The sequence below is a fragment of the Vibrio mexicanus genome, from assembly GCF_001012815.1.
Taxonomy (GTDB): Bacteria; Pseudomonadota; Gammaproteobacteria; order Enterobacterales; family Vibrionaceae; genus Vibrio; species Vibrio mexicanus.
The window spans coordinates 1-24,464 of record NZ_JYJP01000055.1; the positions used below are offsets into that span (position 1 = coordinate 1).

The 24,464-nt window shown below is 45.8% G+C and carries 19 protein-coding genes and 4 pseudogenes; 2 read left to right on the top strand and 21 right to left on the bottom strand.

Annotated features, from left to right (window positions below; all coding sequences use genetic code 11):
• Positions 1-52: 52 nt before the first annotated feature.
• From lipA to leuS, 12 genes and pseudogenes are all read right to left on the bottom strand, one after another.
• Positions 53-1,018 carry a lipoyl synthase gene (gene lipA / locus UA76_RS08630; protein WP_047044976.1) on the bottom strand — a complete coding sequence of 322 codons (966 nt, stop codon included), beginning with the start codon at positions 1,016-1,018 and terminating at the stop codon, positions 53-55.
• A complete protein-coding gene (lipB, locus tag UA76_RS08635) occupies positions 1,015-1,680 on the bottom strand; it encodes a lipoyl(octanoyl) transferase LipB (protein WP_047044979.1) in 666 nt (221 codons plus the stop codon). Before lipB ends, lipA begins: the two co-directional genes overlap by 4 nt.
• A 205-nt stretch (positions 1,681-1,885) precedes the next feature.
• Entirely contained in the window at positions 1,886-2,164 is a 279-nt protein-coding gene (gene ybeD / locus UA76_RS08640; protein WP_005384135.1) for a DUF493 family protein YbeD, read from the bottom strand.
• A gap of 118 nt (positions 2,165-2,282) precedes the next feature.
• Positions 2,283-3,452, bottom strand: a complete 1,170-nt coding sequence (locus tag UA76_RS08645; protein ID WP_047044992.1) for a serine hydrolase — start codon at positions 3,450-3,452, stop codon at positions 2,283-2,285.
• A gap of 90 nt (positions 3,453-3,542) precedes the next feature.
• Positions 3,543-4,328 (bottom strand): septal ring lytic transglycosylase RlpA family protein, encoded by a 786-nt coding sequence (locus tag UA76_RS08650; protein ID WP_047044996.1) that lies wholly within the window; start codon positions 4,326-4,328, stop codon positions 3,543-3,545.
• Positions 4,329-4,330: 2 nt separating this feature from the next.
• Complete coding sequence (gene rodA / locus UA76_RS08655; RefSeq protein WP_047044997.1) at positions 4,331-5,452, bottom strand: rod shape-determining protein RodA; 1,122 nt, start codon at positions 5,450-5,452, stop codon at positions 4,331-4,333.
• The gene (gene mrdA / locus UA76_RS08660) at positions 5,452-7,344 is read right to left on the bottom strand and encodes a penicillin-binding protein 2 (protein WP_047044998.1); all 1,893 of its coding nucleotides are present in this window, start codon (positions 7,342-7,344) and stop codon (positions 5,452-5,454) included. Before mrdA ends, rodA begins: the two co-directional genes overlap by 1 nt.
• Before the next feature lie 6 nt (positions 7,345-7,350).
• Positions 7,351-7,820 (bottom strand): annotated as a pseudogene (rlmH, locus tag UA76_RS08665) (23S rRNA (pseudouridine(1915)-N(3))-methyltransferase RlmH).
• 4 nt (positions 7,821-7,824) lie between these two features.
• Positions 7,825-8,139, bottom strand: a pseudogene (gene rsfS, locus UA76_RS08670) (ribosome silencing factor); the annotation flags it as partial.
• 114 nt (positions 8,140-8,253) lie between these two features.
• Positions 8,254-9,279, bottom strand: coding sequence for a DNA polymerase III subunit delta (gene holA, locus UA76_RS08675; RefSeq protein WP_047044999.1), 1,026 nt, complete (start codon positions 9,277-9,279; stop codon positions 8,254-8,256).
• A gap of 4 nt (positions 9,280-9,283) precedes the next feature.
• Entirely contained in the window at positions 9,284-9,961 is a 678-nt protein-coding gene (locus tag UA76_RS08680; protein WP_047045000.1) for an LPS-assembly lipoprotein LptE, read from the bottom strand.
• 159 nt (positions 9,962-10,120) lie between these two features.
• Entirely contained in the window at positions 10,121-12,709 is a 2,589-nt protein-coding gene (gene leuS / locus UA76_RS08685; protein ID WP_047045002.1) for a leucine--tRNA ligase, read from the bottom strand.
• A 53-nt stretch (positions 12,710-12,762) separates the two neighbouring features.
• Between leuS and UA76_RS08690 the strand changes: the two are divergent.
• Positions 12,763-13,301 (top strand): annotated as a pseudogene (locus tag UA76_RS08690) (zinc ribbon-containing protein).
• 55 nt (positions 13,302-13,356) lie between these two features.
• On the opposite strand, the gene lnt reads toward UA76_RS08690, so the two are convergent.
• From lnt to miaB, 5 genes are all read right to left on the bottom strand, one after another.
• The gene (gene lnt, locus UA76_RS08695; protein ID WP_047045004.1) at positions 13,357-14,868 is read right to left on the bottom strand and encodes an apolipoprotein N-acyltransferase; all 1,512 of its coding nucleotides are present in this window, start codon (positions 14,866-14,868) and stop codon (positions 13,357-13,359) included.
• A 48-nt stretch (positions 14,869-14,916) separates the two neighbouring features.
• Positions 14,917-15,816, bottom strand: coding sequence for a CNNM family magnesium/cobalt transport protein CorC (gene corC / locus UA76_RS08700; protein WP_047045006.1), 900 nt, complete (start codon positions 15,814-15,816; stop codon positions 14,917-14,919).
• Between the two features lie 80 nt (positions 15,817-15,896).
• Positions 15,897-16,358, bottom strand: a complete 462-nt coding sequence (gene ybeY, locus UA76_RS08705; RefSeq protein WP_047045009.1) for an rRNA maturation RNase YbeY — start codon at positions 16,356-16,358, stop codon at positions 15,897-15,899.
• Between the two features lie 6 nt (positions 16,359-16,364).
• On the bottom strand, positions 16,365-17,435 hold the full coding sequence (locus UA76_RS08710; protein WP_047045011.1) for a PhoH family protein: 1,071 nt from the start codon (positions 17,433-17,435) through the stop codon (positions 16,365-16,367).
• A 94-nt stretch (positions 17,436-17,529) separates the two neighbouring features.
• A complete protein-coding gene (gene miaB / locus UA76_RS08715) occupies positions 17,530-18,954 on the bottom strand; it encodes a tRNA (N6-isopentenyl adenosine(37)-C2)-methylthiotransferase MiaB (RefSeq protein ID WP_047045015.1) in 1,425 nt (474 codons plus the stop codon).
• Between the two features lie 230 nt (positions 18,955-19,184).
• Here miaB and UA76_RS08720 point away from each other — a divergent pair.
• A pseudogene (locus UA76_RS08720) lies at positions 19,185-20,335 on the top strand (2-octaprenyl-3-methyl-6-methoxy-1,4-benzoquinol hydroxylase).
• A 104-nt stretch (positions 20,336-20,439) separates the two neighbouring features.
• Here the strand turns inward: UA76_RS08720 and crr are convergent.
• From crr to cysK, 4 genes are all read right to left on the bottom strand, one after another.
• Positions 20,440-20,949 carry a PTS glucose transporter subunit IIA gene (gene crr / locus UA76_RS08725; protein ID WP_047045016.1) on the bottom strand — a complete coding sequence of 170 codons (510 nt, stop codon included), beginning with the start codon at positions 20,947-20,949 and terminating at the stop codon, positions 20,440-20,442.
• 105 nt (positions 20,950-21,054) lie between these two features.
• Entirely contained in the window at positions 21,055-22,779 is a 1,725-nt protein-coding gene (gene ptsI, locus UA76_RS08730; RefSeq protein ID WP_047045021.1) for a phosphoenolpyruvate-protein phosphotransferase PtsI, read from the bottom strand.
• A gap of 136 nt (positions 22,780-22,915) precedes the next feature.
• Positions 22,916-23,173 carry an HPr family phosphocarrier protein gene (locus UA76_RS08735; protein WP_047045024.1) on the bottom strand — a complete coding sequence of 86 codons (258 nt, stop codon included), beginning with the start codon at positions 23,171-23,173 and terminating at the stop codon, positions 22,916-22,918.
• 301 nt (positions 23,174-23,474) lie between these two features.
• Complete coding sequence (gene cysK / locus UA76_RS08740; protein ID WP_047045029.1) at positions 23,475-24,443, bottom strand: cysteine synthase A; 969 nt, start codon at positions 24,441-24,443, stop codon at positions 23,475-23,477.
• Between the last annotated feature and the right edge of the window lie 21 nt (positions 24,444-24,464).

Sequence of the window (24,464 nt, forward strand, 5' to 3'; positions counted from 1 at the left end):
ATAAAAAAGGGCTAGCTGTTAGCTAACCCTTTTCATCAGAAAAGTGTGAATGTTACTTCACTTCTTTACCTTGCGCCTGCATGTCGGCATGGTAAGACGAGCGAACAAACGGACCACACGCTGCATGAGTAAAGCCTAGCTCAAGAGCGATGTCTTTTAACTCATCAAACTCCGCTGGTGGCACATAGCGCTCAACGGGAAGGTGATGGCGGCTCGGTGCTAGGTATTGGCCTAGAGTCAACATCGTTACGCCGTGAGCACGAAGATCTTTTAGTACTTCGATGATCTCTTCTTTTGTTTCGCCTAAACCCATCATAAGACCAGATTTAGTTGGAACGTCTGGGTGCTGCTCTTTGAATTTTTGCAGAAGTTGTAGTGACCACTTGTAGTTCGCACCTGGGCGAGCTTTACGATATAAGCGTGGTGCCGTTTCTAAGTTGTGGTTGAACACATCTGGTGGATTGTCTTTTAGTAAGTCCAGAGCGACATCCATCCGACCACGGAAGTCAGGAACCAGAGTTTCAATCTTGATGTTCGGGTTCAGCTCACGGATTTCGCGGTTACAGTCCGCGAAATGCTGGGCGCCACCGTCACGTAAGTCATCGCGGTCTACAGAGGTAATAACCACATACTTCAGCTTCATATCAGAAATGGTTTTAGCCAGTTTCTTTGGCTCACCAACTTCAGGAGCAAGGGGACGACCATGGGCAACATCACAGAATGGGCAGCGACGAGTACAGATAGCACCTAAAATCATGAAGGTCGCTGTACCGTGGTTAAAACACTCGGCTAAGTTTGGACAAGAAGCTTCTTCACAGACTGAGTGAAGGTCGTTCTTACGCATTGCAGATTTGATGTCTTGAATACGCTTACTGTCAGCAGGTAGCTTTATCTTCATCCATTCCGGTTTGCGAAGAACTTCTTTCTGCTCCGTTGGCATGTTTTTAACTGGAATCAATGCCATTTTATCGGCGTCGCGGTACTTAACGCCTTTTTCCATTTGGATAGGTTTGCTCATGCTTCTTCTTGCTTCTTAGTCATTGCTTCTGTGCTAAACGTCACTTGCTCATAGTTGAGTAGCTCCATTAGCTCTTCTACTAATTGTTGTTCCACTGCTTCAATTTCGCTAGGGCCACCCACTTCGCTAACCTGAATCATCTCCATGCCTTGGTAACCACAAGGGTTAATCCGCAAGAATGGCGACAGATCCATGTTTACGTTGAGCGCGAGGCCATGGAATGAACAACCTTTTCGGATCCTCAAACCAAGCGAGCAGATCTTCTTATTATCGACATAAACGCCAGGGGCGTCGGGTTTCGCCGCCGACTCGATATTGTAGGCCTTTAAAGTGTTAATGACGAGGTTCTCTATATGAGTGACGAGATCTCGAACACCTAATTTTTTACGCCTTAAGTTAATCAGAAAGTAAACCACCAACTGGCCGGGGCCATGATAGGTGACTTGCCCACCGCGGTCGCTTTGAACCACTGGAATGTCGCCAGTGTCGATCAAGTGCTCTGCTTTACCTGCTTGGCCTTGAGTGAACACAGGGTTGTGTTCAACCAACCAGACCTCATCCGGGCTCTCTTCGGTGCGATTGTCTGTGAAGTCATGCATGGCTTGCCAGACAGGGTGATAGTCTTGTCGACCAAGTCGTTTAACGACAAGTTGATTTTGCATCCTTACTTCCGCAGTGGGTTAATAAACATTTTCAATTACAAAAGCCGATTATAAACACTATTGTGTCTTGGCACTACACATGGATAACAGCTTTTTAACCTATAAGTTGAGGGGCGTACTTTATCTTATTGATAAATAAAAAAAAGCGGCATGAGCCGCTTTTTAAAATATTTTTTAAGCTATCAAAAAATATAGAATGTATGCGTTACAGAACCATACGAACGATATCAATTTCACCTAACTCTTTGTATAGAGTCTCTACTTGCTCAATAGAAGTCGCAGTGATGTTGATTGATACCGAGTGGTAGTTGCCTTTCGCACTCGGTTTAACCGTTGGGCTGTAATCTCCTGGAGCATGGCGCTGAATCACTTCCAAAACCAGTTCTGGCAGTTCAGGCTTTGCGTGACCCATTACTTTGTAGGTAAACGAGCAAGGGAACTCAAGTAAGTCTTTGAGTTTTGCATCTGAGTTGATGGTCAACATATTGGATACTCCAAGTTTGAATTTCTTTTACGGAGGCGAATATTACTGACTATTGTGATGGATCTCAAGCGATCAAAAAAGCCGCACTAGGCGGCTTTTGTCTTCTCAAAGTTCTTGTTTAAAACAAACCTTTAAAAAGCAGTACGATGTAATCCCATAGACGACTAAATAGGCCGCCTTGCTCAACATCTTCAAGCGCTAGAAGAGGGTACTGTGCAATGTCTTCGCCTTCCAGTTGATAGTATAGCTTACCAACAACATCACCTTTCATAATTGGCGCTTCAAGTTCTTTCTCAAGAACAAAACTTGCGCTTAGCTTCTGTGCTTGACCGCGCGGTAGGGTGACGTAGGTATCTTGATCAAGACCAAGCGTGACTTTGTCTTTGTTACCCATCCAAACCGTTTCTTCAACGAAGGTTTCGCCCGCTTTATGTGGTGCAACGGTTTCAAAGAAGCGGAAGCCGTAGCTAAGTAGCTTTTTGCTTTCAGATTTACGTGAGTTCGCATCTTTAGCTCCCATGACAACCGCAACTAAGCGCATTTTACCTTCAGTCGCTGAGCTAACCAGGCTGTAGCCTGCATTACTCGTGTGGCCAGTTTTTATGCCATCAACATTCATGCTCTTATCCCACAGTAGACCGTTACGGTTGTACTGGGTGATGCCGTTATAAGTGTATTTCTTCTCTGAATAGATACGGTACTCTTCTGGTACATCGCGAATCAGCGCCGCGCCCAGTAGCGCCATGTCATATGGCGTAGAGTAAAGCTGGTCGTCGTCTAAACCATGCACGTTGGCAAAGTGTGTGTTGGTCATACCAATTGAACTCGCCCATGCGTTCATTAGATCGACAAACGCATCTTCAGAACCTGCAATATGTTCAGCCATGGCGACACAAGCATCGTTACCAGATTGGATGATGATGCCTTTGTTTAAGTCGGCAACTTTCACTGTCGTGCCCACTTCGATAAACATTTTCGACGAATCTGGGAAATTCTTAGCCCAAGCGTTTTTACTGATTGTTACATCATCGTCAAGGGAAATATTGCCACGCTCAATTTCTTGACCCACGACATAACTTGTCATCATCTTAGTTAAGCTTGCAGGCGATAATTTAGTGTTCATCTCTTTTTCGGCAAGCACTTTTCCGGAGTGGAAGTCGAGAAGAACATAACCTTTAGCGGCTATTTGTGGTGCGTCAGGGACGACAATAGGTGAAGCATTGGCCAGTGTTGCAGTAAGGGCAACGGTAGAAGCCATGAAAGATTTGAATAGCGTTGTTTTTTTCATGATGAATACAAATTATGTGTTAACAGTCCATATCTTAACAGAACTCGTGTTCTAGTACAGGCCAGCATAAACCGAGAATCTGGGGAAGTCCTAATGTGTAACTGTTTGTTTTCTTATAAATGCTGTTGAATGTCCCAGCAGCTTAACTTTGTCGAGGGTGTCTTGCGTCAGCTTATAGTCAGTAAACGGCCCAAGCATTACCTGATGAATGGATTCGCTACTATTGATAAAGCTCTCGACTGAAAGGTTCTGACTCAGATCTTCGGCTAAAGTTCGCACCCGATCTTCATGTTGCGAGCTAGCAACCTGAATCACATAGCTTGGAAAACTGTTTTTTTTGTTCTCACCTGTCGGTCTTTCGACGGTAATCACTTCAATTTCAACATTTGCCGTGCCTGTTTTGACCACATCGAGTTTATAGGCTGCCGCGTAGCTTAAGTCGATAATGCGCCCTTCATGAAACGGGCCGCGGTCATTGACACGAACAACGGTCGTTTTACCGTTATCTTTGTTGGTCACTTTGACATAACTTGGAATCGGCAGAGTTTTATGTGCTGCCGTCATCGAGTACATATCGTAGATTTCACCATTTGACGTTAAGTGCCCGTGGAATTTTTTTCCATACCACGAAGCTTTGCCTGATTGGGTGAAACCTTTGGCATCACGAATAATCGTGTAGTGCTCACCGCGAAGTGTGTAGTTGCTGTTACCCCCTAAGCTGTAGGGCTCATATTGTGGGATAGCATCTTCAATGTGCTCGACGGAAATTGGCTCGCTTGGCGCGGTATCATCGCTAAGCGAGTAGCGGCTGTCGCTTGATGAACAGCCAGCAAGAACGAGTAGTGATGCAATAAGTAGGAGAAAGTGGCGCGTCATGTTTATGTTGCCTTAGAGAATGCTTTTCTGTGTGTGTGGATAGACATCAAAATACCAAAACCGGCCATTAAGGTGACCATGGAGGTACCACCGTAACTGATCAATGGCAGAGGAACGCCAACAACGGGTAAAATACCGCTCACCATACCGATATTTACAAAGACATAAACAAAGAAGCTTAAGACCACGCTGCCCGCCATCATGCGGCCAAACGCAGTTTGAGCGTTACTCGCCAACAGTAGACCACGGCCAATGATAAAGATGTACAGAGCAAGCAGCAGCAGAATACCTAGCATTCCCCACTCTTCAGCGATGACTGCAAAGATGAAGTCGGTGTGACGTTCTGGTAGGAATTCTAATTGAGACTGGGTGCCTTGCAGCCAGCCTTTACCGCTGATACCGCCAGAACCAATCGCAATCTTACTCTGAATAATGTGATAGCCTGCACCCAGCGGATCAGACTCTGGATTGAATAGCGTTCGAACCCGCACCTTTTGATATTCGCGCATCAAGAAGAACCACAGCACAGGAATGAAAGCACCGGCGGCTAATGCCGCGGCAAATATGATTTTCCAGCTAATTCCGGCTAAGAAAATGACGAAGATACCTGACGCTGCGATTAGGATTGACGTTCCTAAATCAGGCTGTTTTGCAATGAGTATGGTCGGCACCATAACCATGACGAGCGCCATGACGATGGTTTGAAAAGAGGGCGGTAATGCTCGACGGCCAATGAATCTTGCGACCATCAAAGGAACGGCAAGTTTCAATAACTCGGAGGGCTGGAATCGAATGAAACCAAGGTTAAGCCAACGCTGGGCGCCTTTTGATGCTTCACCAAAGAAAAGCACTCCGAATAGAAGAACTATGCCAGCAAAGTACATTAATGGCGCTAAGGAGTCGTAGGTTCTCGGCGGTATTTGGGCCAGAAAAACCATAACACCCACAGCCAACACCATGCGCATCGCTTGACGTTCCATCATGGCCATGTCTTGACCACTGGCGCTGTACATCACAACAAGGCCGAACCCCATTAGTACCAATAAACCGAGTAATAAAGGGAGATCGATATGAAAGCGTTCAAACATCGAACGGTTTCTGCCTGTCGAAGGATCAAATTCCATTATTGCTCAGCCTCTTCTGGGTTTCCTAGAATCGCTCGGTCAAACAGTTGACGAACGACTGGTGCACCGTGACTTGAACCACCACCGGCGTTTTCTAATACGATAGTGACGATAACTTCTGGATCATCTAGTGGTGCAAATCCGGTAAATAGAGCATGGTCACGTAAGTGTTCAGCAAGTTCCTCAGCCTTATACTCTTCATCTTCAGCCAGCCCGAAAACTTGGGCAGTACCTGACTTACCCGCGCTCTCGTAGCCTAAGTTTCTAAACGCTCGTCGCGCTGTACCTTTTTGGCCATGGTTAACTAAGCGCATGCCTTCGATAGCCATATCCCAGTAGCGTTCTTCAACACCCTCGATAGGTGGATGAGTGTAGGTATCGATGTCTTCAAGCTCATGCTTTTCAAACTTTTCGCCGTTGACGATCGTTGCTCGAAGCAAGTGTGGCGCAATGCGTGTACCACGATTCACAACAACAGATGTGGCTTTGGCAATCTGCATTGGTGTGGCTGTCCAATAGCCTTGGCCAATACCAACAGGAATGGTGTCCCCTTGATACCAAGGTGTTTTATGGCGAGCCATTTTCCATTCTCGAGTTGGCATATTGGCTTTACTTTCCTCAAAGATATCCAAGCCAGTGTAATCGCCAAAACCAAACATCATCATCCATTGTGATATACGATCGATGCCCATGTCGTAGGCGATTTGGTAGAAGAAGGTGTCGACCGACTCTTCTATCGATTTAATGATGTCCACCCGGCCATGCCCCCAAGCCAACCAGTCACGGAATGGACGAGTATTTGAATTAGGGATGCGCCAATAGCCAGGGTCATTTCGAGTTGTCTTCGGGGTTATCACGCCTTCTTGTAGAGCGGCAACCGCAATAAAGGGTTTCACCGTTGAAGCCGGTGGGTAAATACCTAAAGTTGCACGGTTCACCAGCGGGCGGTTCTTATCTTCTAGCAGTGCGCGATAAGCTTTGCCTGAAATACCATGTACAAAGGCATTAGGGTCATAGCTTGGACTCGATACCATTGCTAAGACGCCGTTGTCCTCAGGGTCAAGAATGACTGCGCTACCCCTGCGGCTATCCATTAGTTTATGGACGTCCAACTGAAGGTCGATATCTAAATTGAGTACAATGTCTCTACCTGGAATCGGTGGAACGTATTTAAGTGTGCGGATAACGCGGCCACGACTGTTAACTTCGACTTCTTGATAGCCCGCGGTGCCGTGGAGCAAATCTTCATAGAATCTTTCTATACCAAGTTTCCCTATATCGCGGGTTGCTTGGTAATTGGCGACTTTTTCTTCGCGTGTAAGGCGTTCAATATCGCGATCATTGATGCGAGATACGTAACCAATGACGTGTGTAAGCACTTCACCATACGGATAGTAACGTTTTAGGTTAGCGCTGACGGAAACCCCAGGGAAGTTATGTTGATTAACTGCAAACGAGGCGACTTGCTCTTCATTGAGCTGCGTGAGTATTGGAACTGACTTAAAGCGGCGAGTATGACGACGTTCTCTATGGAATCGCTCTACCTGTTCTGGCGTGATTTCAAGGAACGCTTGCAGTCTTGAAATGGTGTCATCCATATCCCTGATTTTTTCAGGTATTAGCTCAAGGTTAAATACAGGGCGGTTCTCAGCAAGCAACACACCGTTTCGGTCGTAGATTAAGCCTCGATTGGGGGCGATTGGAACGACTTTGATTCGGTTATCGTTAGAGCGAGTTTTGTAGTCTTGATATTGATTGACTTGAATGTGGTAGAGGTTACTCAGCAACGCACCCACTAAAATGATGATACCGACAAACGCGACAAGGGCTCGATTGCGAAACAACCGAGCCTCTTCATGGTAATCACGTATTTGGCTACGCTTACGCAACATCTATGATTATTCCCGATGGTATGGGTGATTAGCGGTAATGCTCCAAGCGCGATAAAGCTTTCTGCCATAATCACGCGAACCATAGGGTGAGGAAGAGTTAGCGGAGATAGAGACCAACTTTGGTCTGCTGCTGCTTTACATGCAGGTGCCAATCCTTCTGGCCCACCGATGAGGATGGAGACATCACGAGCGTCGAGCTTCCAAGCTTCAAGTTGCCCAGCTAGCTGCTCGGTATCCCAGCGCTTGCCAGGGATATCAAGAGTGACGATACGATTGCCTTTCGGCACGGCTGCAAGCATAGCTTCGCCTTCTTTTTGAAGGATGCGCGCAATGTCGGCATTCTTACCACGTTTGCCTGCTGGAATTTCGACGAGCTCAAGCGGCATATCATGTGGAAAGCGGCGTTTGTATTCTTTAAAGCCTTCTTCGACCCATTTTGGCATTTTGGTGCCAACGGCGATGAGTTGAATCTTCACACTTAGCCCAAAGCTTCTCTAGTTGGTATAGCTCGCGATGCGCTTCTTGCATGACGTGAACCATGCTGGTTCCCATATCAAGGACTACCCATTCGCCTTCTGCTTCACCGTCTAAGCCAAGTGGTTCAAGGCCGGCTTTTTTCACTTCTGAAGCAACATGGTCTGCGATGGAAGCTACATGGCGTTTGGATGTACCCGTACAAATGATCATGTAGTCTGTCACGCTAGACTTGCCTTGCACATCTAAAGTAACGATATCTTGCGCTTTCATGTCGTCAGCTTTATCGGCTAGAAAGTCTTTCAGTTGTTCACGTTGCAAAGTGGTTTCCTCTTTGTTTATTAATCAATTAGGCATTGATAGATAGGCATTGATGAATAGACACGGCTGGCTAGACATTGGTAAGCCTACATTCGGGCGCAGTATATCACGCTTTTACTGGGCGACTGCGAAGTTTACCTGAGGCTGACATAGCTCTAAGCTTAACTGCTGCAATATTGGCCAAGGAGAGACCTCATATTGAGTTTTGCTGATCATCTCGGCTTTTGCCAGAAGAGTAATACAGCGCTGAAGCTTCTTGGGCTCTAGGCGGTTAAGAGCTGCTGAATACAACGGGCGCTTAGATTGCCAAATTCGGTATTGTTCGAACACTTTACCCATAGGTTGTGTTTGGGATAAATGCTTCATCTTAGTTAATTGCCAGATTTCCTTCTGAAGCGTTCGAATCAATATGATCGCCTCAGTGCCTTCTGCGTTTAACTGCCTTAAAATTCTTTGGCTGCGATTGGCCTTTCCTGCAAGTAGTGCGTCAATCCAATGGAAGGCTGTAAAGTGGTTGTGCCTACTTAAAGACTCCTCCAAGCGAACGAGATTGAGCTGACCGTCTGGATAGAGGAGTCGGAGTTTCTCTAGGCTCTGTGTCAAAGCAAACAGATTGCCTTCATGCCATTGAGCCAACATCTGAACGGCTTCTTGATCGGGCGACAATCCCATGTTCCTGCATCGAGATTGAACAAATTGTGGCAGTCGGTTTTGATCAGGTGAAATACAGCTAATCAGTGCGCCATTTTTAGATAGCGATTTAAACCATTTGCTGTTCTCTTGCGCTTTGGTGAGCTTGGAGCCGATGATAACCAGTAGTATGTCGTTATGCAGATACTCAGAGAGCGTGAGAAGCTCTTTAGCAATCGTTGCGTTAACGCCAGACTCTGGCAGTTCAAGTTCAACAATTTGCTTGGTTGAAAATAGACTCAGTGCTTGAAAACAGTCTAAAACCTGATTCCAATCTAAGCTTGCGTCAACACTAAAACGGTGCTTTTCATCGAAACCAAGAGTTTGAGCTTTTTGTTGCAGTGCAGATCTAGACTCTTGTACCAACAAAGGCTCATTGCCAATGACAAAATAAGCATTGAGTAAAGTCTTAGTTAAATGCTCTTGTAGGCGATCAGCAAATACTCTCATTTATTTACTGCTCTGATGTTAACTCTGATGTGGTTTGCGCTTCTTGCTGTGCTTCGATGGCAGCCGCTTGAGGGTTAGCCGCCTCGGGCATTACACCCTCAATGGTTTTAATATCGTATTGCTCTTCTTGCCCAGCAGGGATGGTGTTATCTAGCTCTTGCAGAAGTAGCTCATTGGCTTCGATATCTGCTTTTAGGCGACCCATTTGACGCAAAATTTGCGTTGCAGCCAATTTGCGCATTTCATCTTCGATCATGTCGCGCTCAACAGATTTTGCCAATGCAGTTAATGGGTTATCGAGGTAGCTTCGAGTCACGCTGGTTGAAAAAGTACGTGAGCCTAACTCTGGAACCGTGACGCGGTAGCTTGCGCGGAAGGTAAGCTCAATTTCCGCTGCACGAGTATTCTGATAGAGGGAGAGAGTACGCTCACCAACACCTTCGCCAAGTAGATGCAAGTTTGGAACGTCTTCCGCTGGTGGGACGACTTCAATTTTACTCATGCGAAGCTGGGCACCCACCATTCGTGTGAAAGTACTGTATTGGTCGTAACTAGAGAATGACATGGTGGCGAGTTCGTCTGGAACATCATAATCACCACGTAAATGGAAACCACAAGCGCTGAGAAGGCTAGAAAGTAGAACAATAAACAGGACTTTGATTGAAGGCGAAGTCAGGTGCATGGAGGGTGACTCTTGTTGTTAGTAATATTTATTTTATTGCTCTCAATAGCTTATAGTGAAAGCGATAAAATAAATAAACAGGGTGGTGGACCACCCTGTTAAATTTTATTGTTGCTCAAAAACGCTAAGTTTCAGTTAGCAATTTATAGTTCGTAACTTTTAGTTAGCAACAATGTTGAGAAGTTTCCCAGGAACGTAAATTACTTTACGTACGGTTTTACCTTCTGTGAATTTAGTAACGTTTTCATCGTTTAAGCCTAGCTCTTCAACTTGCTCTTTCGACGCGTCCGCAGCAACAGTCAGTTTCGCACGAAGTTTACCGTTTACTTGAACAACGATAAGTTTTTCGTCTTCTACCAACGCTTTTTCATCATGTTGAGGCCACTGTGCATTGTCTGCATCAGCAACACCTAGAGCTGCGCCCATTTCGATAGAAATGTGCGGAGTGATTGGATAAAGCATAACAACCACCGCTTTTAGCGCTTCATCTAGAATTGCGCGATCTTGAGCAGATTCTTGAGGTGCTTTAGCCAGCTTGTTCATCAGCTCCATGATAGCTGCGATTGCTGTGTTGAACGTTTGGCGACGCTCAATATCATCAGTCACTTTTGCGATTGTCTTGTGAACATCACGGCGAAGCGCTTTTTGGTCACCGGACAGAGCTGAAGTATCAACAGCTTCTGCAGCGCCTTTCGATGCGTGCTCGTTGACGAGTTTCCAAACACGTTTTAGGAAGCGGTTAGCACCTTCAACGCCAGACTCTTGCCACTCAAGTGTCATGTCTGCAGGTGATGCAAACATCATGAATAGACGCACGGTGTCAGCACCGTATTTGTCTACCATCTCTTGAGGGTCGATACCGTTGTTCTTCGACTTAGACATCTTGATCATGCCTGAGTGCTCAACATCACGACCTGTGCTGTCTTTCGCTGAAATGATACGGCCTTTACCGTCACGATCAACAGTCACGTCAGTGGGCGCAACCCACTCAGTACCGCCTTTCTCGTTCTCGTAAGAGAATGCATCAGCCAGTACCATACCTTGACATAGTAGGCGCTTGAACGGCTCATCAGAGGTTACGTAACCGGCATCACGTAGCAATTTGTGGAAGAAGCGAGAGTAAAGTAGGTGCATACAAGCGTGCTCGATACCACCAATGTACTGGTCTACTGGTAGCCAGTAGTTCGCTTTTTCTGGATCTAGAATGTCGTCTGCTTGTGGAGAACAGTAACGCGCGTAGTACCAAGACGATTCCATAAAGGTATCGAAGGTGTCAGTTTCACGTAGTGCTGGCTCACCGTTGAACGTCGTTTTCGCCCACTCTTTATCAGATTTGATTGGGCTAGTTACACCATCCATTACCACGTCTTCTGGAAGTACAACAGGTAGCTGGTCAGCTGGCACTGGATGCACTTCACCATCTTCAGTGGTTACCATTGGGATTGGCGCGCCCCAGTATCGTTGACGAGATACACCCCAGTCACGTAGACGGAAGTTAACGGTCTTAGTGCCTTTGTTTTCCGCTTCAAGTTTCGCTGCGATTGCATCGAATGCTGCTTGGAATTCAAGACCGTCGAACTCACCTGAATCGAACAGTACGCCTTTCTCAGTGTACGCTTCTTCAGAGATGTTTAGCTCAGAGCCGTCAGCTGGCTTAATCACAGGGACGATGTCTAGACCGTATTTAGTCGCGAATTCATAGTCACGTTGGTCGTGTGCAGGTACTGCCATTACAGCGCCTGTACCGTAGTCCATCAGTACGAAGTTAGCGACGTAAACAGGAACCTCACGGCCGTTTAATGGGTGAATAGCAGTAAGGCCAGTCGCCATACCTTTCTTCTCCATTGTCGCCATTTCAGCTTCTGCTACTTTGTTGTTTTTACACTCTTCAACGAAGGCCGCTAGCTCAGGGTTTGTCTTAGCTGCTTCTGCGGCTAGCGGGTGGCCTGCTGCGATACCAACGTAAGTCACACCCATTAGCGTGTCCGGACGGGTAGTGTAAACTTCTAAGTCGGCTTGACCTTTCACTTCGCTATTTTTTATTTGGAAACGAAGCTCAACACCTTCAGAGCGACCGATCCAGTTACGCTGCATGGTTTTCACCATTTCAGGCCAACCTTCAAGGTTGTCTAGATCGTCGATCAGTTCTTGAGCGTACTCAGTAATTTTGATGAACCATTGAGGGATCTCTTTCTGCTCAACGATTGCGCCTGAACGCCAACCGCGGCCATCAACGACTTGCTCGTTAGCCAGAACGGTTTGGTCAACGGGATCCCAGTTAACAGTAGACATCTTCTTGTAAACTAAGCCTTTCTCGTAAAGCTTAGTGAAGAACTCTTGTTCCCAACGGTAGTACTCAGGTGTACAAGTTGCGAACTCACGGCTCCAGTCGTAGCCAAGACCAAGCATCTTAAGCTGGTTCTTCATGTACTCAATGTTTTCGTAAGTCCATGGTGCAGGAGCTGTATTGTTTTTAACTGCTGCGTTTTCTGCTGGAAGACCGAATGCGTCCCAACCGATTGGTTGCATTACGTTTTTGCCTTGTAGGCGTTGGAAACGAGAAACAACATCACCGATTGTGTAGTTACGCACGTGACCCATGTGCAGTCGACCACTTGGGTAAGGGAACATAGATAGACAGTAGAATTTTTCTTTGTTTGGGTCTTCACTTACAACAAAGGTCTTGTTGTCATCCCAGTGCTTTTGAACTTTTTGTTCAATCTCTTGCGGGTTGTATTGCTCTTGCATCGATGATATCCGGTTATCTTGGAATTTGTGAGTTCGGTTAGAACAGACTTTAAATGATCGTCATAGAATACCTAAAGGTGGAGTCTACAACAATAGCCAATCTGTCTCGGAGGGAAGTGCTTATGCCAAAACGTAAAGCTCGCTATGAAGAGTTGTTTGAAGATGTGGTGGAAACACTAAAAAACAGCCCTGATGAAGTGAATAATGTACTCGAAACCTCGGGGCGGGTAGTCGATGCTGCTAATGACATGACAAAAGATGAGTTGTCGCTCATTTCGGCCTATGTTAAGTCCGATCTCAGAGAGTTTTCTGAGAGCTATGAAGAGGGTAAAAGTAGCCCATTTTATCTGATGATTGCCGATTCTATCTGGCAAGGTTTATTGGACATTACAGATAGAACCAAAGTGGAATGGGTAGAGTTGTTCGAAGATTTAGAGCACCAAGCTTATATCAAGCCGGAGAGGTGATTGGCTTGGGGATTTTGGTGTGTGATGAGTGTGGGCATCAAACCGAGTACAACCATCCAACCACGATAATTCCGTGTACGCATTGTGGTAGCAAAGGCTTTAGTCGTAAGCCACTGAAGCCATAAAGAGATATGCGACATTTAGAATAAAAAAGCGCACCTCAACAGGTGCGCTTTTCGATCAGTTACGCTTTAGGCGCCAACAAAGCAATAAGCTTAGCAAGACCCATACATAAAGCGGCCATGAGCCGAAAGAACGATAAGGCGTACTTCCTGTCGTAGAAACGAGCTCTGCAGTAAGAACGGCCGTCTCAAACTGAGGAACGCTCTCTATAATCTTACCCTTATGATCTGTGACTGCAGTTACACCGTTGTTTGTCGAACGAATCACCGGCTTACCCAGTTCGAGCGCACGCATTTGAGCGATTTCCATATGTTGCAGAGGCCCGATAGAGCGCCCAAACCAAGCGTCGTTAGATAGAGTCAGAATGAAGTCTGTGTCGTCGGTGATGTTTTGCCTAACTTGCTCATTGAAAATGATTTCGTAACATAATGCTGGTGCCATATGGCGACCGTTTGCAATGATGTTTGGTTGAACATAGTCACCGCGACTGAATGAAGACATCGGCAGATTAAAGAACGGAGCTAAAGGTCTAAGAATGTCTTCAAATGGGACAAACTCTCCGAAAGGTAATAAATGGTGTTTATGGTAGCGCTCACTTGGGTCGTACTCATATTCACCATAAGGTGTTACCCCCAATGCCAGAACACTATTATAAAACTGACGGTCTTCTCCCTGATTGACGACACCAGTGATGATGGCACTTTCGTTCTCTTTGGCGCTAGCATCGAGGTTGCGCAAGAAGGAGGAAATTTCGAACTCGAAAGCGGGAATTGCGGCTTCAGGCCATACCACAACATCCGCATCCCAGTTTTCACGGCTGAGCTCGGTGTATTTCATAATGGTTGGCCAGCGTTCGCTCGGCAGCCATTTTTTAGCCTGATCTATGTTGCCTTGAATGAGAGCGACTTTGGTTGTGCTGTCTGAATTTGGCGTTACCCAATCTATATTGCGGACACCAAAACCAAAACTGATAAGGACTGTTGGAATCAGGAACAGCTGGTAGCGTTTGTTTAAGATTGCGTAGGCCGCGGCACCTGAGCAAAGTAGCAGAGTGAGGGTAATTAACTCAACGCCTCCGATTGGAGCGAATGAACCAAGTGGTGATTCAATTTGGCTATAGCCCAACCATAGCCATGGGAAACCCGTCATCACCCAGCCGCGGAGCCAGTCGCTGATCAGCCAAAGAGCAGGGCCAGCGAATAAAAATCTAGACAGCGTATTGCTTGGGGTAAACTTGTTGAGAGTAAATGCAAATAACGCAGGATAAATTGCAAGATATGCAATGAGTAGTGCCATTAGAAATACATTGGCAGCGAGTGGCATACCACCAAAGCCAGCAATGCTGACGTATACCCAACTGATGCCTGTTGCAAACTGACCTAATCCCCAAAAATAACCAATGACGGCGGCTTGTTTGGGAGTTTGATTGCTTAATAGCAGTAGTAGCAACAGAGGGCTAAAAATGGCAATAGGCCAGATTTGATAGGGTGCAAATGCTAATGTTGTGGATGCGCCAACAAAAACGGCCGCAAGCGGCCGCATTAGGCGATGAGTAAATAATTTATTCATCTTTATCGTCGTGCTTTATCGTAATGTAAGCGCCTTAAAGGCGAAGCGTTACTCTTCAGTGGTTTCTGGTTGTGGTTGTTCATCAGGGATGGTGACCTGAAGTTGAACCACGCGACGGTTATCAGCCGCCGTAACCTTAAAGCTATAACCGGAAATTTCCACTACTTCCCCGCGTGAAGGTAAGTGACCGAAAGCTGTCATTACCAATCCGCCGACAGTATCCACCTCTTCATCACTAAACTCACAACCGAAGGTGTTATTGAACTCTTCGATGGTGGTCAATGCTTTGACTGCAAAGGTGTGTTTGCTGAGTTTGCGAATATCGAGTTCTTCTTCATCGTCAAACTCATCTTCAATCTCACCCACAATCTCTTCTAAGATATCTTCGATAGTGACCAAGCCCGAAACACCGCCAAATTCATCAACTACAATGGCCATGTGGTAGCGCTCTTCGCGGAACTCTTTCAACAAGCGATCAACACGCTTACTTTCTGGAACCACAACTGCTGGACGGATAACTTCTTCAATATCGAAAGGCGCACTGTCTGAGCCTAAGTATCTAAGTAGGTCCTTCGCTAATAGAATGCCTTCAACATGGTCTTTGTCTTCACTGATCACTGGGTAGCGAGAGTGTTGAGCATCGGTCAATAGTGCAACGAGAGTATCTAAATCATCGGTGCGCTCTACCGTAACCATTTGCGAGCGCGGTAGCATGATGTCTCTTACGCGCTGCTCTGAAATTTCCATAACACCCTCGAGCATATCTCGAGTGTCGTGGTCAATTAGGTCGTTAACTTCGGAGTCACGGATGACATCCACAAGTTCTTGTCTGTCTTTAGGTTCCCCTTGGAACAGTTGACCTAGGCGTTCAAAGAAGGACTTTCTACTCGGACCTTCTGACTTTTCCTTCTTACCTTCCGGTGAAGAGGGCGAATTATCTTCGTTCATTGCTTCTCTATTAAGTAACGCTATCAAATGTGTGATAGCACACATTAGGGAAGTGAGCATTTACTTAGCTCACTATGGCCCTATTTCTCAGCAATGTAGGGGTCTTCAAACCCTAACTCTTGCATGATTTCGGTTTCGAGTGACTCCATCTCTTCAGCTTCGTCATCGTCGATATGATCATAACCTAGCAGATGCAGGCTACCATGTACAACCATATGCGCCCAGTGCGCTATTACGGGTTTAGATTGATCTTGTGCTTCTTGTTCAACCACTTGGCGACAGATGATGAGGTCGCCAAGAAGATCAATCTCCATTCCTGGTGGAGCTTCGAAAGGGAAAGACAGCACATTAGTTGGCTTGTCTTTACCTCGATACTCATGATTTAGCTGGTGGCTTTCTTCGGTATCGACGATGCGTACAGTAAGCTCAGCTTGAGGCTGGAACTTACTGATAGTGACATCTAGCCAGCGCTGCATATCGGACTCAATAGGTAACCCATTGTTGTCTTCGACTGCAAGTTGTAGATCGAGTTCAATTGCCATGGAGGATTATTCCTTGTCGCTGCTTTCGGCTGCGAGTTTTGCTTCTCTCTCTTCGCGGCGACGTTTCTCAATTGCTTTGCGTTCTTTTTGGTCTTGCGCTTCCCATTTCTCGTAGGCATTTACGATGCGAGCCACGACAGGGTGACGCACAACGTCGTCAGACTGGAAGAAGTTAAAGCTGATTTCATCGACTTCGCTCAATACTTCAATGGCATGGCGAAGACCTGATTTTGCCCCACGAGGCAAGTCAATCTGGGTGATATCACCAGTGATGACCGCGCGTGAGTTAAAGCCAATACGGGTTAAGAACATCTTCATCTGCTCGACGGTCGTGTTCTGACTTTCGTCGAGAATGATAAAGGCATCATTGAGTGTACGGCCGCGCATATAAGCAAGTGGTGCCACTTCAATAACGTTACGCTCAATCAGTTTCTCCACGCGCTCAAAGCCCAGCATCTCAAATAAGGCGTCGTATAGAGGTCGTAAGTATGGGTCGACTTTTTGACTCAAATCACCTGGCAAGAAACCGAGTTTTTCACCTGCTTCTACCGCAGGGCGAGTTAATAGAATTCGGCGAATCTCTTGGCGTTCGAGTGCGTCAACGGCTGCAGCTACGGCTAAGTACGTTTTACCAGTACCAGCAGGGCCAATACCAAAGCTGATGTCATGAGTCACCATATTCATCAGGTACTGACCTTGATTAGGTGTACGTGGTTTGATGACACCTTTTTTGGTTTTGATGAAGACCTCTTTACCATGCTCAATACTGGATTCGAGATTTTGCTCAAGGACACCGGTTTCTTTAATCGCTAGGTGGATCATCTCTGGTTCAATGTCAGGGATATTGCCGCGAATAGGCGCAGTGTTTACGTAAAGCGTTTTTAGGATTTCGAGTGCAGCAGCAGAAGTGTGCGGTTTACCAACGATGGTAAAGAAGTTACCTCGGTAACTGATTTCGACACCTAAACGGCGCTCTAAATGCTTGATATTGTCGTCGAAAGGGCCACATAGACTGGCAAGACGGCGGTTGTCGGATGGTTCTAAATCTATTTCTAGGGTTACAATTTTTGTGCTCAAAGTAGCCTCACATTTGTGGGGACTCGATTTGGGCCGAGTCCCCAATGATTCATTTACTTTACTAAGATGGTTACTCAGTAAAGTAATTTCAAGCTTAAGGCGTAAATGTTGCTACACCTAGCTCATCTTCGCGTTTAGTTTTCGCCATCATTTGAGTTGGCGAAATGACGCTGCGAAGATCCATGTCTTTTTCAGTACGAACGAGCTCACCACGTAGTGAGTTAGCAAACACGTCAGTGATCTTCACGTCTACGAACTGACCGATAAGGTCTGCGCTGCCCTCAAAGTTAACGACGCGGTTGTTCTCAGTACGGGCGCGAAGCTCCATCAGGTTCTTCTTAGATGGACCTTCAACTAGTACGCGTTGCTCGGTATCTAGCATTAGGCGTGAGTAACGCATCGCTTGCGAGTTCACCACTTGTTGCAGTTCATATAGGCGCTCTTTCTTGGTTTGCTCAGAAAGGTCACATGGGTAGTCTGCGGCTGGCGTGCCTGGACGAGGCGAGAAGATGAAGCTAAAGCTCATGTCGAAATCAACATCTTTGATCAGCTTCATCGTTGCCTGATGGTCCATATCTGTTTCACCTGGGAAACCTACGATAAAGTCAGAGCTGATTTGAATATCAGGGCGCGCTTTACGTAGTTTACGAATGATCGACTTGTACTCGATGCCAGTGTGAGGACGCTTCATCATAGTTAGGATGCGATCACTACCGCTTTGCACTGGCAGGTGCAGGAAGCTAACAAGCTCAGGTGTATCTTCGTAAACAGCGATGATGTCGTCAGTAAATTCAAGCGGGTGGCTGGTTGTGAATCGAATACGATCGATACCATCAATAGAAGCCACTAGGCGCAGAAGTTCTGCAAATGAACAGATCTCACCGTCATGCATTGGGCCACGATACGCGTTTACATTTTGGCCTAATAGGTTTACTTCACGCACACCTTGATCAGCAAGTTGAGCGATTTCAAATAGTACGTCATCCATCGGACGGCTAACTTCTTCACCACGAGTATAAGGTACTACGCAGTACGTACAGTACTTAGAACAGCCTTCCATGATAGAAACGAATGCGGTTGCACCTTCTGCGCGAGGTTCTGGCAGACGGTCAAACTTTTCGATCTCAGGGAAAGAGATATCCATCACTGGTGCATCATCGTTTTGAGATTGTTTGATCATCTCTGGTAGACGGTGCAGTGTCTGTGGGCCAAAGATAACGTCAACAAATGGTGCGCGTTCACGAATATGGTCGCCTTCTTGAGTCGCAACACAGCCGCCAACACCAATCACCACACCTTCTTTTTTATCTTTTAGCGTTTTCCAACGACCAAGCTGGTGGAAGACTTTTTCTTGCGCCTTCTCACGAATGGAACAGGTATTGAGTAGGAGTACATCTGCCTCTTCAGGATCTTCTGTTAGTTCGAAGCCGTTTGCGGCATTGAGTAGGTCAGCCATTTTTGATGAATCGTATTCGTTCATCTGGCAACCCCAAGTTTTAATTAATAGTTTCTTACTCATTTCTGTTCGCTCGATCGTTAGTTTAAATTAAGGGAGCAAATGCCCAGTGTATCTTCGTCTGGAGACAATAAAATAAGCTCCAGTTCGGCAAGCGGCGTATTGTACTGCTTTCGATACAGGCTGACTAGTCCTAGGCCTGTCAATTATTTGAGGCGACTTTTTGATTACATTCGAGGGTGAAGAACGTACAATCGAAATGGCAGAAAATTCAAAATGGTAGAGTTGTAATAATGAAAGTGTTTGATGTTGCGATTGTTGGTGGTGGCATGGTGGGCGCGGCGGCGGCCGTCGGTCTGGCCAAGCTTGGTAAGCAAGTTGCCTTATAGAAGGCGCTGAGCCGATGGCGTTTGAATCCAACCAACCGATGGATATTCGCGTTTCTGCTATTTCACACCAATCCGTTGAACTCTTAAATGATTTAGGCGCTTGGCAAGACATACAAGCGATGCGCGTTTGCCCGTATAAACGGCTCGAAACGTGGGAGCATCCTGAGTGCCGTACTCGCTTTCATTCAGACTCTTTGGGCTTAGAACAGTTGGGCTTTATTGTTGAAAACCGATTGGTGCAACTAGGGTTGTGGAATCAGTTCTCTCAGTTCGACGAGATAGCGCTTTTCTGCCCAGACAGTCTAGCGCACATCGAACTCGGTGACCTGCCACTTCTTCATCTATCTTCGGGCCAACAGATCCAAGCTCAATGGGTGATAGGTGCTGATGGTGCAAACTCGAAAGTTCGTGATTTAGCTGGAATTGGTATTACCGCTTGGGACTACAGGCAGTATTGCATGCTAGTGAATGTTGAAACTGAACTACCGCAACAAGACATTACCTGGCAGCAGTTCTTCCCATCGGGTCCTCGCTCATTCTTACCTTTATGTGGAAATCAGGGGTCATTAGTTTGGTATGACAAACCACAGCGTATAAGGCAGTTGTTAGCCAAGACGCCAAAGCAGCTCGAAAACGAAGTTCACTCGTATTTCCCAAGTGAGCTCGGGCAAGTCAAAGTGCTTCAATCTGGTGCTTTTCCTCTGACTCGCCGCCATGCACAAAGCTATTCAAACAATCGTTGTATTTTGATGGGAGATTCAGCTCATACGATTAATCCACTTGCAGGGCAGGGAGTGAACCTAGGCTTTAAAGATGTCGCCAAATTTATTGAGTTAGTGGCAGAGAGTGGTTGCATCAACGATTCAGTTCTCGCGCAGTATGAAAGTCAGCGTAAACGTGACAATTTGCTCATGCAGTCGGGTATGGATGTATTCTATAAGGGTTTCAGCAATGACTTATTGCCACTAAAGATTGCTCGTAATGCTGCTTTGAAGATTGCAGATAAAGCAGGCCCTCTTAAAGAGAAAGTACTTAAGTACGCACTCGGCTTGTAACTAGAGACTTGTTAGTTCAAAGCAAGTGATTAGGGGCAAACATTCAGGCATAAAAAAACGCAGCCAATTGGCTGCGTTTTTTGTTCTTATTGTAAGTAAGTGGATTACTTAGTTACACGTAGAACTGGAGTTTCACCAACATTTACAGAACCAGAAAGCTTGTTCAGCTCTTTGATTTCGTCCATGTTAGAGATAACAACTGGAGTTAGAGTTGATTTTGCTTTCTCTTCTAGAAGCGCTAGATCGAACTCAATGATAGTGTCGCCAGCTTTAACTGATTGACCTTCTTCAGCGATACGCTTGAAGCCTTCGCCTTTTAGTTCAACTGTGTCGATACCGAAGTGAACGAAAAGCTCAACGCCGTCGTCAGACTCAATAGAGAAAGCGTGGTTTGTTTCGAAGATCTTACCGATTGTACCGCTTACAGGTGCAACCATTTTGTCACCAGCAGGTTTGATAGCGATACCGTCACCAACGATTTTCTCAGCGAAAACAACATCTGGCACGTCTTCGATGTTTACGATTTCACCAGAAAGAGGTGCGATAATTTCGATTGCACCAGCATCAGCGCTATCATCAGATACAAGCTTCTTAAGTTTGTCAAACAGACCCATTGTGTCGTGCTCCTAACGTTTTAATTTAATTCTGTCGAATTATAGTATACCAATCTAACAAGATAGACGACTATTTTTAGCCGTCTATCTGTCTGGTCAGATTAATTATTGTGTTTTTTCAGCGATGAATTTCTCTACAACTGCTTCAATCTCTGCAGCAGTTGGTAGTGAAAGTGCTTCTTCAGCCATTGCTTTCACTTCAGCGAAGTTAGAGTTGCGAATTACTTTCTTCACTTTAGGGATAGAGATACCGCTCATTGAGAACTCATCTAGACCCATACCAAGAAGAAGTAGCGTTGCACGCTCATCACCTGCAAGCTCACCACACATACCAGTCCATTTACCTTCAGCGTGAGAAGCGTCGATAACTTGCTTAATCACCGTTAGTACAGCTGGAGATAGTGGGTTGTATAGGTGAGAAATCATCTCGTTACCACGGTCTACCGCTAGTGTGTATTGAGTAAGATCGTTAGTACCGATAGAGAAGAATGCAACTTCTTTCGCTAGGTGGTGCGCGATAGCTGCTGCTGCTGGAGTTTCAACCATTACACCGATTTCGATGTTTTCGTCGAATGCATGACCTTCAGCACGAAGTTCTGCTTTGTACTCTTCGATTGCTTTCTTCAGTTCACGAATCTCTTCAACAGAGATGATCATTGGGAACATGATGCGAAGTTTACCGTGTGCAGAAGCACGAAGGATACCGCGAAGCTGGTCACGAAGGATTTCACGACGGTCTAGACTGATACGTACTGCGCGCCAGCCTAGGAATGGGTTCATTTCCTGTGGAAGATCCATGTATGGTAGATCTTTGTCACCACCGATATCCATAGTACGGATAATCACTGACTCGCCGTTCATTGCTTCAGCAACTTCTTTGTACGCTTGGTACTGCTCTTCTTCAGTAGGAAGTGCGTCACGGTCCATGAACAGGAACTCAGTACGGTACAGACCAACGCCTTCACCGCCATTACGCAGGATACCGTCACAGTCTTTAACTGTACCGATGTTACCGCAAACTTCTACGCGGTGACCGTCTAGAGTCTCAGCGTGAAGATCTTTAAGCTTCGCCAGTTCTTCTTTTTCAGCTGCAAATGCTGCTTTAACCGCTTTCGCTTCTTCAAGTTCAGCTTCAGATGGATTGATAACAATCTTGTTGTTCATCGCATCTAGGATAAGCATGTCACCGTTTTTCACTTGCTTAGTGATATCGTTAGTACCAACGATAGCTGGAAGCTCTAGTGAGCGTGCCATGATTGAAGTGTGAGAAGTACGGCCGCCGATGTCACAAGCAAAACCAAGTACGTAATCAAGGTTAATTTGTGCCGTTTCTGATGGCGTTAGGTCGTAAGCAACAAGGATAACTTCCTCGTCGATATCGCTTAGAGAAACGATGTTGATGCCAAGTGCGTTTTTAACAAAACGAGAGCCGATGTCACGGATGTCCGTTGCACGCTCTTTTAGGTACTCGTCATCAAGAGATTCTAGTGCTGATGCCTGCTCTTCAATCACAGTGTAGATTGCGTTGTCAGCGTGCATCTTGTCATTTTTGATTAGCGCTAGGATTTCTTCTTCTAGCTCTTCGTCTTCAAGAAGCATGATGTGACCTTCAAAGATCGCTTCTTTTTCTTCTCCGAACGTTTCAAGTGCTTTTTGCTTGATACCTTCTAGTTGAGCAGACGACTTGTTACGAGCGTCAAAGAAACGCTGAACTTCTGCTTCAACTTGGTCGTCAGAGATAGTTTGTGTATTTAGTACAATTTCATCTTCTTGAAGTAGTAGTGCTTTACCAATAGCAATACCTGGAGATGCTAGGATACCTGAAATCATAGCCTTACCTTAAATTGGTCAACTTTAAAACGGGAATAAAATGGGTGCGCTAACGATAACGTATAGCTTAAATTTCGTCCTATTTCGAACAAAGCCATTTTGCTAGGCAAAATGGCTTTGAAAATAGGAGACCGGATTAGTGTAGTTGATCCATTAGAGCAACTAGGTGGTCAACAGCTTGCTGAGCTTGAGGGCCTTCAGCAGAAATTGTTACTACAGTACCTTTTACTAGGCCAAGAGTTTGTAGTTTGAACAGGCTCTTTGCGCTAGCGCTTTTACCGTTAGAAGTCACTGTGATGTCCGCGTCGAATGATTTTGCTTCTTTAACGAACTGTGCAGCTGGACGAGTGTGAAGACCGTTTTCTGCTGTGATTTCTACTTGCTTCTCGTACATGTTGTATACCCCAATTGATTTATTTTTTGTTAGTTTCTTAACCAGATCAGCTTAACCGCTAATAGTGTGTTCTGCTAGCAGACCTACACTTTTTTCGTGTCAGAACTGATACTAAGTTAAATTTTTATAGCATCGATTTCAATCTAAAGTTGAATATCGATACTACGATAATCCGTTTTCTGCTTCTTTTATTTTGAAGCTAAAAATAAAACAGTGCTGATATTACCAAAGGTGTGGCGAGGATCAACAAAAAAGCCCCTAAATGGGGCTTTTTTGGACGAAAAATTGATTTGACACCGTATTACTGCTGGTTCTCTTTCTCAGTAAAAATGCCTGCAAACAGTGCTGTACTTAGGTAACGCTCACCTGAGCTAGGTAGTACAGTAACAATGGTTTTTCCTGCAAATTCAGGTAGTTCCGCTAGTCGATTCGCCGCTACAACTGCTGCGCCTGATGAAATACCTGCTAGAATACCTTCTTCTTCCATTAGACGACGAGCCATAGCGATTGCTTCTTCAGAAGTTACTGCTTCTACGCGGTCGATAAGCTCTAAATCTAGGTTGCCTGGGATGAAACCTGCGCCGATACCTTGAATTTTGTGTGGAGCTGGTTGGATTTCGTCACCTGCTAGTGCCTGGGCGATAACTGGAGATTCTGCAGGCTCTACAGCAACAGAAACGATGCTCTTACCTTTCTCGCCTTTAATAAAGCGGCTAGTACCTGTTAGCGTACCACCAGTACCAACACCCGCTACGAATACATCAACTTCACCGTCTGTTGCTTCCCAGATTTCAGGACCTGTAGTCTTCTCGTGAATCTGTGGGTTAGCTGGGTTGTTGAACTGTTGTAGCAGTAGGTATTTGTCTGGGTTGCTTGCAACGATTTCTTCTGCTTTAGCGATTGCACCTTTCATGCCTTTCGCCGCTTCTGTTAGCTCGAGGTTCGCACCGAGTGCTTTAAGAAGCTTACGACGCTCAAGGCTCATTGATTCAGGCATTGTTAGCGTTAGTTTGTAACCACGAGCTGCTGCTACGAAAGCCAGAGCTACACCAGTGTTACCACTAGTTGGTTCTACTAGCTCAACACCAGATTTTAGCGTACCTGCTTTTTCTGCTTCCCAAATCATGTTCGCACCGATGCGACACTTAACGCTGAAACTTGGGTTACGCGCTTCAACTTTAGCCAGTACTTTACCGTTACTTACTTTGTTTAGACGTACTAGTGGTGTGTTACCGATAGTTTGGGAGTTATCTTCGTAGATTTTGCTCATGATAATGATCCTTCATTGAAA

What these genes read in the sequence shown, in the direction of transcription:
- leuS (WP_047045002.1), bottom strand. Translation starts at nt 12,709, where the DNA reads ATGCAAGAGCAATACAACCCGCAAGAGATTGAACAAAAAGTTCAAAAG.
- crr (WP_047045016.1), bottom strand. Translation starts at nt 20,949, where the DNA reads ATGGGTCTGTTTGACAAACTTAAGAAGCTTGTATCTGATGATAGCGCT.
- rodA (WP_047044997.1), bottom strand. Translation starts at nt 5,452, where the DNA reads ATGGAATTTGATCCTTCGACAGGCAGAAACCGTTCGATGTTTGAACGC.
- holA (WP_047044999.1), bottom strand. Translation starts at nt 9,279, where the DNA reads ATGAGAGTATTTGCTGATCGCCTACAAGAGCATTTAACTAAGACTTTA.
- miaB (WP_047045015.1), bottom strand. Translation starts at nt 18,954, where the DNA reads ATGAGTAAGAAACTATTAATTAAAACTTGGGGTTGCCAGATGAACGAA.
- corC (WP_047045006.1), bottom strand. Translation starts at nt 15,816, where the DNA reads ATGAACGAAGATAATTCGCCCTCTTCACCGGAAGGTAAGAAGGAAAAG.
- cysK (WP_047045029.1), bottom strand. Translation starts at nt 24,443, where the DNA reads ATGAGCAAAATCTACGAAGATAACTCCCAAACTATCGGTAACACACCA.
- lipB (WP_047044979.1), bottom strand. Translation starts at nt 1,680, where the DNA reads ATGCAAAATCAACTTGTCGTTAAACGACTTGGTCGACAAGACTATCAC.
- lnt (WP_047045004.1), bottom strand. Translation starts at nt 14,868, where the DNA reads ATGAATAAATTATTTACTCATCGCCTAATGCGGCCGCTTGCGGCCGTT.
- ptsI (WP_047045021.1), bottom strand. Translation starts at nt 22,779, where the DNA reads ATGATTTCAGGTATCCTAGCATCTCCAGGTATTGCTATTGGTAAAGCA.
- UA76_RS08735 (WP_047045024.1), bottom strand. Translation starts at nt 23,173, where the DNA reads ATGTACGAGAAGCAAGTAGAAATCACAGCAGAAAACGGTCTTCACACT.
- lipA (WP_047044976.1), bottom strand. Translation starts at nt 1,018, where the DNA reads ATGAGCAAACCTATCCAAATGGAAAAAGGCGTTAAGTACCGCGACGCC.
- UA76_RS08645 (WP_047044992.1), bottom strand. Translation starts at nt 3,452, where the DNA reads ATGAAAAAAACAACGCTATTCAAATCTTTCATGGCTTCTACCGTTGCC.
- ybeY (WP_047045009.1), bottom strand. Translation starts at nt 16,358, where the DNA reads ATGGCAATTGAACTCGATCTACAACTTGCAGTCGAAGACAACAATGGG.
- UA76_RS08650 (WP_047044996.1), bottom strand. Translation starts at nt 4,328, where the DNA reads ATGACGCGCCACTTTCTCCTACTTATTGCATCACTACTCGTTCTTGCT.
- mrdA (WP_047044998.1), bottom strand. Translation starts at nt 7,344, where the DNA reads ATGTTGCGTAAGCGTAGCCAAATACGTGATTACCATGAAGAGGCTCGG.
- UA76_RS08680 (WP_047045000.1), bottom strand. Translation starts at nt 9,961, where the DNA reads ATGCACCTGACTTCGCCTTCAATCAAAGTCCTGTTTATTGTTCTACTT.
- ybeD (WP_005384135.1), bottom strand. Translation starts at nt 2,164, where the DNA reads ATGTTGACCATCAACTCAGATGCAAAACTCAAAGACTTACTTGAGTTC.